The organism is Oscillibacter sp. ER4 (assembly GCF_000765235.1).
Lineage (GTDB): Bacteria > Bacillota > Clostridia > Oscillospirales > Oscillospiraceae > Hominicoprocola > Hominicoprocola fusiformis.
Window position 1 is genome coordinate 18,800 of the sequence record NZ_JPJG01000046.1, and the last position, 12,717, is coordinate 31,516.

At 60.4% G+C, this 12,717-nt stretch carries 9 protein-coding genes, 1 pseudogene and 1 riboswitch; of the genes and pseudogenes, 9 read left to right on the forward strand and 1 reads right to left on the reverse strand.

Going from position 1 to position 12,717, the window contains the following annotated elements:
• Window positions 1-86: 86 nt before the first annotated feature.
• The 8 genes and pseudogenes from NI20_RS0107520 to brnQ all read left to right on the forward strand — a co-directional run bounded on the left by NI20_RS0107520 (window position 87) and on the right by brnQ (window position 9,444).
• Entirely contained in the window at window positions 87-416 is a 330-nt protein-coding gene (locus NI20_RS0107520) for a cupin domain-containing protein (RefSeq protein WP_033120794.1), read from the forward strand.
• A 113-nt stretch (window positions 417-529) separates the two neighbouring features.
• Window positions 530-618, forward strand: a riboswitch (glycine riboswitch).
• 187 nt (window positions 619-805) lie between these two features.
• Window positions 806-1,903: a glycine cleavage system aminomethyltransferase GcvT gene (gcvT, locus tag NI20_RS0107525; protein WP_033120795.1), complete on the forward strand. Its 1,098-nt coding sequence runs from the start codon at window positions 806-808 to the stop codon at window positions 1,901-1,903.
• Window positions 1,904-1,993: 90 nt separating this feature from the next.
• On the forward strand, window positions 1,994-2,371 hold the full coding sequence (gene gcvH / locus NI20_RS0107530; RefSeq protein ID WP_033120796.1) for a glycine cleavage system protein GcvH: 378 nt from the start codon (window positions 1,994-1,996) through the stop codon (window positions 2,369-2,371).
• A gap of 1 nt (window position 2,372) precedes the next feature.
• Window positions 2,373-3,692, forward strand: a complete 1,320-nt coding sequence (gene gcvPA, locus NI20_RS0107535; protein WP_033120797.1) for an aminomethyl-transferring glycine dehydrogenase subunit GcvPA — start codon at window positions 2,373-2,375, stop codon at window positions 3,690-3,692.
• Between the two features lies 1 nt (window position 3,693).
• On the forward strand, window positions 3,694-5,121 hold the full coding sequence (gcvPB, locus tag NI20_RS0107540) for an aminomethyl-transferring glycine dehydrogenase subunit GcvPB (RefSeq protein WP_033120798.1): 1,428 nt from the start codon (window positions 3,694-3,696) through the stop codon (window positions 5,119-5,121).
• Window positions 5,118-6,104, forward strand: a complete 987-nt coding sequence (locus NI20_RS0107545) for a lipoate--protein ligase (RefSeq protein WP_052084512.1) — start codon at window positions 5,118-5,120, stop codon at window positions 6,102-6,104. The genes gcvPB and NI20_RS0107545 overlap by 4 nt, the downstream gene beginning before the upstream one ends.
• A 70-nt stretch (window positions 6,105-6,174) precedes the next feature.
• Window positions 6,175-7,554: a dihydrolipoyl dehydrogenase gene (gene lpdA, locus NI20_RS0107550; RefSeq protein WP_033120799.1), complete on the forward strand. Its 1,380-nt coding sequence runs from the start codon at window positions 6,175-6,177 to the stop codon at window positions 7,552-7,554.
• A gap of 531 nt (window positions 7,555-8,085) precedes the next feature.
• Window positions 8,086-9,444: pseudogene (brnQ, locus tag NI20_RS13830) on the forward strand (branched-chain amino acid transport system II carrier protein).
• Window positions 9,445-9,518: 74 nt separating this feature from the next.
• Here brnQ and NI20_RS0107560 read toward each other — a convergent pair.
• The gene (locus NI20_RS0107560; protein WP_033120800.1) at window positions 9,519-10,640 is read right to left on the reverse strand and encodes an aminotransferase; all 1,122 of its coding nucleotides are present in this window, start codon (window positions 10,638-10,640) and stop codon (window positions 9,519-9,521) included.
• 329 nt (window positions 10,641-10,969) lie between these two features.
• Here NI20_RS0107560 and NI20_RS0107565 point away from each other — a divergent pair, with 329 nt between their 5' ends.
• Complete coding sequence (locus NI20_RS0107565) at window positions 10,970-12,598, forward strand: gamma-glutamyltransferase family protein (protein WP_033120804.1); 1,629 nt, start codon at window positions 10,970-10,972, stop codon at window positions 12,596-12,598.
• The last annotated feature ends 119 nt before the right edge of the window (window positions 12,599-12,717 follow it).

A 12,717-nucleotide genomic window follows, 5' to 3' on the forward strand; every position in this document is an offset into this window, starting at 1 on the left:
TGCCTTTTTCCGCAAAAAGGGCATGATAAGAAAGTCATATCACGCGCGGCGGTAAACGCCGCGCGTTTCAACAGGAGGAAATTATCATGGACGGTATGAAAAATATCAGCAAGGCAGAGGTCCTGACCCTGCGCGATCAGGTCGCCTATCAGTCCGGTCAGGTCGTCAGCCGCACGCTGGCGCAGAATGAGCACGTGAGCGTCACGCTCTTCTCGTTTGACAAGGGTGAGGAGATCAGCACCCACGAATCCGGCGGCGACGCGATGGTCACCTGCCTCGACGGCGTGGGCAGGATTACGATCGACGGCGTCGAGCACATCCTGCACGAGGGTGAGAGCATCGTCATGCCCGCGCGCCATCCGCACGCGGTATACGGTCAGGAGCAGTTCAAGATGTTGCTCGTCGTTGTGTTCTGAAAACAGCGGTCAAATTTGTGCATCTCGCCGTAAAGTGAGATGCACAAATTTCTTTCTTGACAAAAGCAGATTGATGTGTTAGCTTTAAAAAGCAAAATGAATCAACCGATCGGATGATGAGTTCGGGAGAGACCGCGGAATTTTCACCGCGGCGCCGAAGGGGAACGCAGAAGCTCTCAGGCAAAAGGGCCGAACTCGGACGACGCTCCGAAAAGTGCGTTTACGCACGCCGAAGGTGCAACCCGCCGCGATCGCTCGGGCGGGGAATCTCTCAGGTGATCAACGGAGGCACAAAGCTCAAAAGGGAGTTTTGTGCCTCTTTTTTGATGCTTAATTTTAATAATTTTTATAAGATTCATTAAAATTATTGTTTTCGGAGGATGCGCACTATGGAAAAGAAGACACCACTTTACCAAACGCACGTGGACATGGGCGGCAAGATCGTCGAATTCGGCGGCTTCCTGATGCCCGTGCAGTATCCCACCGGCGTGATTGCCGAGCACATGGCCGTTCGTGAAAAGGCCGGTCTGTTCGACGTTTCCCACATGGGCGAGCTTCGCCTCAAGGGCCCCGACGCCGTCGCCAACGTCCAGAAGATCATCACTGCCGACATTTCGAACATGAAAGACGGCGAGATCAAGTACTCGATGTTCTGCAACGACAATGGCGGCATCATCGACGACTTCATCGTCTACCGCTGCGCAGCGGACAATTACTGGCTCGTCGTCAACGCGGGCAACCGCGAAAAGGACGCCGCCTGGGTCGAGAGCCATCTCTCCGGCGACGTCGACTACCGCGACGAGGGCAACGACTGGGGCCAGATCGCCCTGCAGGGCCCCCAGTCCGGCGACATTCTCAAAAAGCTCTGCGACGAGCAGTACATCCCCGCCAAGTACTACACCTTCACCGAAGACGTGCCCCTGAACCTCGGCGAGCGCACGATCCGCGCCCTCGTCTCCCAGACGGGCTACACCGGCGAGTATGGCTTTGAGATCTACTGCAAGGCCGAGGACACCGTTGATCTGTGGAAGGCCCTGCTCAAGGCGGGCGAGCCCGAGGGGTTGATCCCCTGCGGTCTCGGCGCGCGCGACACGCTGCGTCTCGAGGCTTCGATGCCGCTCTACGGCCACGAGATGAACGACGAGATCACGCCGAAGATGGCGGGACTTCCGTGCAAGCTCACGGGCAAGGACTTCATCGGCCGCGACGCGCTTGTCGCGCTCGGCGCGCCGAAAATGAAGCGCATTGGCATGAAGGTCGTCGGCCGCGGCATCGTGCGCGAGCACTGCGACCTCTATACGATGGACGGAGAAAAGATCGGCTGGGCGTCCTCCGGCACGTTCGCGCCCTATATCGGCTGCGGTGTCGCGATGGGCTATATCCCCGCCCAAGATATCGAGATCGGCAAGCACCTCAATGCTGACGTGCGCGGCCGCATGGTCGAGCTCGAGATCGTGCCAATGCCGTTCTACAAGCTCGAACGCTGAAATAGAGATTTTTGACCGAATATTCGGAAACCATTGGACCGTCAATCACAAACAACATTCACTGAGAACGATTTTGAGGAGGAAATTACCATGAACATCCCTGCTGAGTTGAAGTATTCCAAGTCCCACGAGTGGGTCAAGATGGACGGCGACGTCGCCGTGATCGGCATTTCTGATTTTGCCCAGGATGCGCTGGGCGATGTGGTCTTTATCAACCTGCCCGCCGAGGGCGACAGCGTCACCGCCGGTGAGAGCTTCGGCGATGTCGAGTCCGTCAAGGCGGTCTCCGACGTGATCTGCCCCGTCAGCGGCACGATCTGCGAGGTTAACGAGGCGCTCGCCGACGCGCCCGAGACTCTGAACTCCGACCCCTACGGCGCATGGATCATCAAGGTCTCCCCCGTGACCGACACTGAGGCGCTGCTGGATGCCGCCGCTTACGAAGCGCATTGCGCGCAGGAGGGCTGAGATGGGCTCTTACGTTCCCACCACGGCTGCGGAACGGGAAGAAATGCTCGCCGCCATCGGAGTCGACAGCCTGGAAGGGCTGTATAAGGCCGTCCCGCAGGAAATGCTCCTGCGGAGCGGCGGGCTGAACATCCCCGAGGGCCTGAGCGAGCTTGAGGTGCGCGAGGCCGTCACCGCCATGGCCGAAAAGAACAAGGTCTTCAAGACCGTTCTTCGCGGCGCAGGTGCCTACCGCCACTTCATCCCGTCGGTCGTCAAATCCGTCACCTCCCGCGAAGAGCTTGTCACCTGCTACACCCCCTATCAGGCCGAGATCAGCCAGGGCGTGCTGCAGGGCACGTTTGAATTCCAGACGATGATCTGCGAGCTGACCGGCATGGACGTCTCCAACGCCTCGCACTACGACGGCGCGACCGCCGCAGCCGAGACGATCCCCATGTGCAAGGACCGCAAGCGCACGAAGGCTTACGTCTCCGCCTGCGCCCATCCGCAGGTCATTGAGGTCATGAAGACCTACTGCTTTGCCTCGAATACCGAGCTTTTTGTCGTCCCCGCAAAGGACGGCAAGACCGATCTCGACGTACTCAAGGAAACCCTCGGCGATGATGCCGCGTGCTTCTACCTCCAGCAGCCGAACTACTTCGGCCAAATCGAAGACGCGAAGGCGGCCGGTGAGATCGTCCACGCCGCGGGCGCAAAGTTCGTCATGGGCGTGAACCCCATCGCCTGCGCCATTCTGCCCACGCCGCGCGCGATGGGCGCGGATGTCGCCGTCGGCGACGGTCAGCCCCTCGGCCTCGACACGGCGTTCGGCGGCCCGTTCCTCGGCTTCATGGCCACGACATCCGCCATGACGAGAAAGCTCCCCGGCCGCATCGTCGGCCAGACGAAGGATGTGGACGGCGAGGTTGGCTACGTGCTGACGCTGTCCGCGCGCGAGCAGCACATCCGCCGCGAAAAGGCCAGCTCCAACATCTGCTCCAACCAGGCGCTATGCGCCTTCGCCGCCGGCGTCTACATGGCCGCGATGGGCGAAAAGGGCATGAAGCAGTGCGCGCGCCTCTGCACCTCGAAGGCGCACTATTTCGCCTCTGAACTTGAAAAGATCGGCTGCACCTTGAAGTACAAGGGTGAATTCTTCCACGAGTTCGCCACCGAGGTCGAATGCCCCAACTGCCGCAAGAAGATCCTCGACGCGCTCGAAGCAGAGGGCATCCTCGGCGGCGCAGAGGTCGAGGGCGGCATTCTCTGGTGCGTGACGGAGCTCGTCTCCAAGGCCCAGCTCGACCGTGCCGTTGCTATCGTGAAGGAGGTGCTATGAAATGAAGCTTATTTTTGAACTTGGCGTCGAAGGCCGCGGCATGACCCTCATGCCGGAGTGTGACGTCCCCGAATATCAGCTTCCCGAAGAGCGCAGCGAGGCGTTGCACCTGCCCCACGTGAGCGAAAATGAGCTCACCCGCCATTACACCGCCCTCTGCAAGCGCATCCACGGCGTGAACGACGGCTTCTATCCCCTCGGCTCGTGCACGATGAAGTACAACCCCAAGATCGACGAGGACATGGCGGCGCTGCCGGGCTTCACCCAGCTCCACCCGCTCCAGCCCATCGAGACCGCGCAGGGCGCGCTCGAGGCGCTGCACACGCTGGGCGCTGAGCTTGGCGAGGTCTTCGGCATGGACGCTGTCACGTTCCAGCCCGCGGCGGGCGCGCACGGTGAGTTCACCGGCGTTCTGCTCATCAAGGCCTATCACACCGACCGCGGCGATACCGCGCGCACGAAGATCATCGTGCCCGACTCCGCCCACGGCACAAATCCCGCAACCGCCGCGATGTGCGGCTTCCAGGTCATCAACATCCCGTCCGGCGTGGACGGCTGCGTCGACCTCGACGCGCTGCGCGCCGCCGTCGGCCCCGACACCGCGGGATTGATGCTGACGAACCCGAACACCGTCGGTATTTTCGACAAGAACATCCTCGAGATCACGAAGATCATTCACGATGCGGGCGGCCTGTGCTATTACGACGGCGCGAACCTCAACGCCGTCATGGGCGTCGTCCGTCCCGGTGACATGGGCTTTGACTGCATCCACAGTAACCTGCATAAGACGTTCGCCACACCGCACGGCGGCGGCGGCCCCGGCGCAGGCGCGGTCGGCTGCAAGGAATTCCTCAAAAAGTACATGCCCGGCCCGCTGGTCGTCAAAAAGGACGGCAAGTACGGCTTTGCATACCCCGAAAAGTCTATCGGCCGCGTGAAGATGTTCTATGGCAACTTCGACGTCGTCGTGCGCGCGCTGACCTACGTGCTCACGCTCGGCAAGTCCGGTATCCGCGAGGCGGCGATGAACGCCGTGCTGAACGCGAACTACATGCGCGTCAGGCTCAAGGATACCTTCACCATGGCCTATGACGAGATCTGCATGCACGAGTTCGTCATGTCGCTCGTCGATCTCCACAAGGAGACGGGCGTCTCCGCGCTCGACCTTGCCAAGGGCATGCTCGACTTTGGCCTGCACCCGCCCACGATGTACTTCCCGCTCATCGTCCATGAGGCGCTCATGATCGAGCCCTGCGAGACTGAGAGCAAGGAGACCATGGACGAGGTCTGCGGCATCTACTGCAAGCTCTTTGAACTCGCGCACTCCGATCCCGAGACGCTCCACACCGCTCCCCACTCCACGCCCGTCCGCCGTCTCGACGAGGTCGGCGCGGCGCGCAACATGGTTTTACGTTATCAGTTTGCATGATCCGGAAATTACAGTATTTTATCGGTGCCTGCACCGACCCGCACCGCAACCTGGCGCTTGAAGAGTATCTGACCGATACTGTCGGCGCGGACACCTGCATTCTCTACCTCTGGCAGAATAAGCACACGGTCGTCATCGGCCGCAACCAGAACGCGTGGCAGGAATGCCGCACGACCGAGCTTGAGCGCGACGGCGGGACGCTCGCCCGCCGTCTCTCCGGCGGCGGCGCGGTCTACCACGATCTGGGGAACCTCAACTTCACGTTCTCGCTCCGCACACAGGACTATGACCTGCGCCGCCAGCAGAGCGTGATCGTCGAGGCCTGCCGTAGTCTTGGCATTCCGGCGGAAATTTCGGGCCGAAACGACATTTTGACAAACGGCTGCAAATTCTCCGGCAATTCGTTCTACTCACACGCAGGCTGCTCGTTCCACAACGGAACGCTGCTCGTGAACGTCGACATGGCGAACCTTGGCAAATACCTCACGCCGTCGAAGACGAAGCTCGAGAGCAAGGGCGTCGCGTCTGTGCGCTCGCGCGTCATCAACCTGACGGAATTAAAGCCTGATCTCACGATCGACGGCATGGCACAAGCCATGGTCAAGGCGCTTGAGACCGTCTACGGTCTCAAGGCCGAGGAACTTCGCGGGGAGGACTTCGACGCCGCTGAGATCGAACGCCGCTACCAGCGCTTCCACAGCTACGACTGGGTGTACGGCAAGAGCGTGCCGTGCTCGTTCTCCTGCGCCAAGCGCTTTGCCTGGGGCGAGGTCACGGTCGAGCTCGCCGTCGAAAACGGCTGCATCGCCGACGCCGCCGTCTGGTCCGACGCGATGGACGCGGAGTTCGCCGCGCCGCTTGCGCAGGCGCTTCGCGGCTGCCGCTTCGCCGTCGACGCGCTCTGTGAGCGCGTGCAGTCGGTGGGGGAGTGCCGCGGCTATTCAGGCGGCCTCTGCGCGCTGCTGCGCGAGCAGGACATCTGACTATCTCTACAACATCACGCAATGCCGCCGAAAAGTCGGCGGCATTGCTCTCAAAAAGGAAAGAACTACTATGGCTCATTATGAACTCATCGTCATCGGCGCGGGTCCAGGCGGCTACGAGGCCGCGCTCCATGCGGCCAAACTCGGCAAGAAGGTCGCCGTCGTCGAGAAGCGCGAAGCGGGCGGCACCTGCTTAAACCGCGGCTGCATCCCGACGAAAACGCTGCTGCACTCTTCTCAGATCTTCCACGACGCCAAGCACGGCGCACACGCCGGCATCCACACCGACGATATCCGCGCCGACATGACGGAGATTTTTGCCTACAAGCGCGAAATTTCGCAAAAGCTGTCCTCCGGCATTGAATCGCTTTTCAAGACCGCAAAGATTGACTTTCTGCGCGGCACAGCGCTCATCACCGCACCCGGCGCTGTCCGCGTGACGAATGCCGAGGGCTGTGCCAACGACTACACCTGCGACGATATTCTCATCGCCACCGGCTCCGTCCCGTCCCGCCCGCCGATTCCCGGACTTGAGTTCGCGATGACCTCCGACGAACTGCTTGAGGGGTGCGACCACCTGTACCGCTCCATCGTCATCATTGGCGGCGGCGTCATCGGCATCGAGTTTGCGACGTTTTACGCAGACCTCGGCTGTGAAGTGACCGTCATCGAAGGCATGGACCGCCTGCTGCCCAACATGGACAAGGAGCTCGGCCAGAGCCTCGCGCTCATCCTCAAAAAGCAGGGCGTGAAGGTCTTCACGAACGCGATGGTCCAGAACGTCGAGAAGACGGGTGAGGATATCGCCGTCAACTTCACCTGCAAGGAAAAGAGCGAGACCGTCTCCGGCGAGGCCGTGCTCTGCGCCATCGGCCGCCGCCCGTACTGCGACGGCCTGTTCGCGGATGGCATTTCTGTCGAGATGAACCGCCGCAGCATCGCCGTGAACGAGCGCTACGAGACGAGCATCCCCCACATCTACGCCATCGGCGACGTCTCGGCCAAAATTCAGCTCGCCCATGTGGCGACCGCGCAGGGCATCGCCTGCGTCGACCTGCTCTACGGAAGGGAAAATCACACATCCATGTCCGTCGTGCCGAGCTGCATCTACTGCCGTCCGGAGATCGCGGTCGTCGGCCTCACCGAGGCCGAGGCCAAGGAGGCGGGCATCCCCGTCAAGGTCGGCAAACACGTCATGTTCGACAACGCCAAGACGCTCATCGCCGACCCGGGCCGCTGCTTTATGAAGTTCGTCGCCCACGCCGAAACACGCGAGCTTCTCGGCGCGCAGCTCATGTGCGAGCATACGAGCGACATGATCGGCGGCGTCTCGCAGGCGCTCGCCAACCACATGACGGTCGATCAATTTCTGCTGGCCATGCGTCCGCACCCCTCGTTTGAAGAGGCGATGACCGCCGCGCTCGAGGACCTTGCGCAGAAGCTCGGCTGATCGTCATTTTTCTTTATATAAGCGTTTCCTTTTCACAAAACAGCGCACGGCGCGGATTCTCCGCGCCGTGCGCTGTTTTGTGCCCTTTCTTCCCGCGTCTTTAACATATCATTTTCTCATTGATGCTTGACAAAATGTAATGGTATGGTATAATGATGCCAATTTCCGCAGCAAAGGAGGCGATCGTTTGAACACCATGGTTACGTCCAAAAATGTCAATTTTGGAGTAAGCTGGCGACTGATCGTTGGCGTAGAGGGGCATTCGTCCGAATCTATGTCGTCGAAGCAGTCGGCAGCGGTTTGATCGACCTCATTTTCCAAGGCTCGGTTTGATTCGCTGCCTGCAATGATTGGCAGCATGGATCCGGTATGTTCCATTGATCTGGCAAAGCACTTGTGGAATGTTCCACAAGCATGGGAGTATCCCCTTGCAATGTCAGAGCGCGGGAACAGACCGATTTTTTTGTTACCCGAATCATTCAGGACGGGGCATTTTGCCCCTGTCGCCGCCACGAAAGGATATTTCTCACCATGAAACGCAAGCTCTCCGCCAAAGAATACACCTATGTTGCCAGCATGCTCTTCGGCCTGTTTTTCGGCGCAGGTAACCTTATTTTCCCCGTGCACCTCGGCCAGATGGCCGGTTCCAACGTTTAGCAGGCCATTCTGGGGCTTCTCATCACGGGCGTGGGCCTGCCGCTGCTCGGCGTGGCCGCGCTCGGCATCAGCCGCTCCAACGGTCTTTTTGACCTGAGCAGCAAGGTCAACTGCTCCTACGCGATGTTCTTCACCTGCGCGCTGTATCTGACCATTGGGCCGTTTTTCGCCATTCCCCGCTGCGCGACGACGTCATTCACCGTGGGACTTGAGCAGGTGCTTCCGCAAAATGACAGTAACACACTGTACCTGCTGCTCTTCTCGGTAGCGTTTTTCGCCGCGGCGCTCTTTTTCGCACTGCGCCCGGGTAAGATCCTGACCTGGGTCGGCAAAATTCTGAACCCCTGCTTTCTCGTCTTCCTCGGCATTCTGGTCGTCGTCGCGCTCCTCTCTCCGAGTGCGGCCATTGCGGATGTCGAGCCGCTCGGCGACTATGCGTCCCAGCCGTTTTTCGCTGGTTTCCTCGAAGGGTACAACACCATGGACGCGCTGGCGAGTCTTGCCTTCGGCATCATCGTCGTGCAGGTCATCCGTGACCTCGGCGTGGACGATCCCACCGCTGTGGCGGGGAGCACCGTCCGCGCGGGCATTTTCAGCAGCCTTCTGATGGCGTTCATCTACATCGCCGTCACGATCGCCGGCACGCAGAGCCGCGGCGTGCTTGAAGCCAGCGAGAACGGCGGCACGGCGCTCGCGCAGATCGCACAGCACTACCTCGGCTCCGCCGGTCTCTTCATCCTCGCCGCCACGGTGACGCTCGCGTGCCTCAAGACCGCCGTCGGTCTCATCACGAGCTGCGCCGAGACGTTCAGCGCGCTCTTCCCCGACGGGCCAAAGTACCGCATCTGGGCAATCATTTTCAGTCTCGTGTCGCTGCTGTTTGCGAACCTCGGCCTCAGCGCCATCATCAGCTATTCGCTGCCGGTGCTGATGTTCCTCTATCCGCTCTCCATCGCGCTCATTGCGCTGGCGCTGCTCGGTAAATTCTTCGGCCACGACCGCACGGTGTACTGCTGGACGATCGGCTTCACGCTCATCGCTGCCGTTTACGATCTGATCATCGCGCTGCCCGAGAGCGTGTTCAACGCCATCCACGGTCCGGCCATCAAGGCGTTCGGTCAGCAGTACCTACCGTTTGCCGACCTCGGCCTCGGCTGGATCTGCCCGACGCTTATCGGCGCGGCCATCGTCCTTATTCTGCACTTCATGCGCGGGAACAGGGCCAAGGCGTGAACCCCTTACAAGTCAAAAATCCGTCCGGTCGATGACCGGACGGATTTCTTTTATTTATCACGTGTTTTCGCCGCTCACAGCGTCGCGGCAAACTTCGTCACCGCGGCAAGGCCGTCTCTGAGCGTGTTGACGTCGCAGGCGTAGCCGACGCGCATGCTGTGGGGCTGCTCGAAGCAGTCGCCCGGCGTGACGAACGCACCGGTCTCGTGGTACATGCGCTTGCAAAACTCGTAGGAGGGGATATCGAAATCGTAGTAAACGAGCGCGGTCGTACCGGCTTTGGGCTTGGTGTAGAAAAAGTGCGGATTTCCCTTGATCCAGTCATCGAGGATGGCGAGGTTCTCGCGCACGATGCGCTGATTGCGCTTGAGCATCACGTCGCTGTGGCGCAGGGCGATGGACGCGATCGCATCGTCGAACATGCCGCAGCTAATTAAATTGTAGTCGCGGTGCGACAGGAACGCCTTGCGCGCCGCTTCATCGTGCGTGGCGATCCAGCCCATGCGAAGGCCCGCGAGCGAGAAGACCTTAGACATGCTGCTGACCGAGATGCCCTTTTCGTACAGGTCGACGATGGATTCGCACCACTCGTCCTCCTGCGTCAGGTGGCGGTAGACCTCGTCGCAGAGGATGTACGCGCCCACGCCGCGGGCGATCTCCACGATGCTCCCCAGTAGCTCCTTACTCATCAGCGCGCCGGTGGGGTTGTTGGGGTTGTTGATGCAGATCATTTTCGTCTCGGGCGTGACGAGGCTCTTGAGCTCATTCAGGTCGGGGAGATAGTCGTTTTCCTGCTTTAGGTGCATGATGGCGACGTCCGCGCCGATGGCCTCGGGGATGGAGTAGAGCTGCTGATAGGTCGGCATGATGCTGACCACGCGGTCGCCCGCGGAAATGAGCGAGCAGAACACATGATGGTTCGCGCCCGCCGCGCCGTGCGTGAGCACGACCTCGTCGGCTTTGATCGTGTGATAGAGCTTGGAAATGCCGCTGCGCAGCGCCTTGCTGCCCCAGATATCGCCATAGGTCAAGCGCTGGGCACAGAAGTCCTTCAAAAAGTCCTCCTTGTTCTCGCCCGTGAGCTCGAAAAGCTCGTCGAGCGAAACGGAGTCGACGCAGGTCTCGGCGATGTTGTAGAGCGCACCCACCTCGTACTCGTTCATCCATTCTTCCACAGCAAAGGGCTTGATGTTCATATCGTTCTCCTTTTCTCTATAAAAAAGTAACAGCACCCACGACCCAGCCTTATCCGGTCGCCCGGAATACCTACGGCTCAGTCATGGATGCCTTTTCTCCCCGGCCGGTGCCAAAGGAGGCATTTCATATCAGATTGATTGTATTATAATGCAGTTTTTCAGATTGTCAAGCGGGAAAACGTAAAATGTTCAATCTCTTATCGGGTGAATATTCAGTTTTCTGCATTGCTCGCGCAGACTTTCCCGCCGCCGCATGGCACAGCGTCTTTTTCTTGCCCTTTTTCGCGCGGACTGCTATACTGGGAAAAACGACGAAAGTGAGAACGATCATGCCGAATTTTGATCCGTTAACTTACCGATATTCTTCCCGCCGCAACGTGGTCTACGCCAAAAACGGCGTGTGCTGCACGTCCGTTCCCCTCGGCGCACAGGTCGGCCTCGACGTGCTGAAAAATGGCGGCAACGCCGTCGATGCCGCCGTCGCCATGGCCGGCGCGATGCCGCTGCTCGAGCCGACGGGCAACGGCCTTGGGTCCGACTGTTTCGCGCTCGTGTGGATTGAGAAGGAAAAAAAGCTCTACGGCCTGAACGCCAGCGGCGTTGCGCCGATGGCGCTGAGCGCGGACGAGGTCCACGCCAAAGGCTTTGACGCTGTCCCCGAAGAGGGCTGGCTCCCCACGATGGTCCCGGGCGCGCCCGCGGGCTGGGCGGCGCTCAATGCGCGCTTTGGCACAAAGCCGCTCTCCGAGCTCTTCGCCCCCGCCATTTCCTACGCCGAAAACGGCTATGCCGTGCCCGTCAATGTCGGCAAGCTCTGGGCGCGCGACAGCAGGCGCATCGCCAGGGTCATGGCGCAGGACCCCGCCCCCTATGAATACTGGTGGAAGAGCTTTATGAAGCCGGACGGCTCGCCGTACCGCGCGGGCGACATCTTCCGCTTCCCCGCCTACGCCGGCACGATGCGCGCTCTTGCCGAAACGGATTGCGAGAGCTATTACCGCGGTGAGCTGATGGAAAGGATCGTCGCCCATTCGCGCGCCACGGGCGGCTACTTCTGCGAGGACGACTTCAAGAACTACCACCCCGAATGGGTCGAGCCCATCACGCAGGACTACCGCGGCTACACCGTCTGCGAGATCCCGCCCAACGGCCACGGCATCACGGTGCTGATGGCGCTCGGTATGCTGAACGGGCTGACGCTGCCCGAAAAGCGCGAGGACGCGGACTACTATCACAAGGTCATGGAGGCCATCAAGCTCGCCTTTGCCGACACGAAGACCTACGTTGCCGACCCGCGCTATATGAAAACGAAGGTCAGCGAGCTGCTCTCGCCCGACTATCTCGCCGCCCGCCGCGCACTCATCACGGATAAGGCTCTTGAGCCCAAAGCGGGCGACCCGCACTGCGGCGGCACGATCTACCTCTGCACCGCGGACGCAGAGGGCAACATGGTCTCGCTTATCCAAAGCAACTACTGCGGCTTTGGCGCGGGCATCGCCATCCCCGGCACGGGCATCTCGCTTCAGGACCGCGGCGCGAACTTCTCCCTCGACCCGAAGAGCGATAACTATTTGGAGGGCGGAAAGAAGTCCTACCACACGATCATCCCGGGCTTTCTGCTCAAGGACGGCGAGGCCGTCGGCCCGTTCGGCGTGATGGGCGCGTTCATGCAGCCGCAGGGGCAGGTCGAGGTGCTGACGAGCACCATCGATTACGCCATGAACCCGCAGGAGGCACTCGACGCGCCGCGCATCCAGTGGATCGGCGGCAAAAAGCTCCAGATCGAGCGCGAGGCGGGCGAGGCGATCGCCGAGCATCTGCGAGCAATGGGGCACGAGGTCGAGATCGTCGACGACCGCACGGCCATGGGCCGCGGCGAGATCATCTGGAAGTGCGAAAACGGCGTTTACGCCGCGGGCACCGAACCGAGATGCGACGGCACGGTCGCAAGCTGGTAATAAAGCAAAAAAAGGAGGCTTCCCGACGGTGAAGTGACCCCAAAAAGTTAGACAATATTCTGAAGTAAAAATTGTTCAAGCAGCTGAAAGGGCTTGCTGTCTGTGAATTGCAGGCGGCA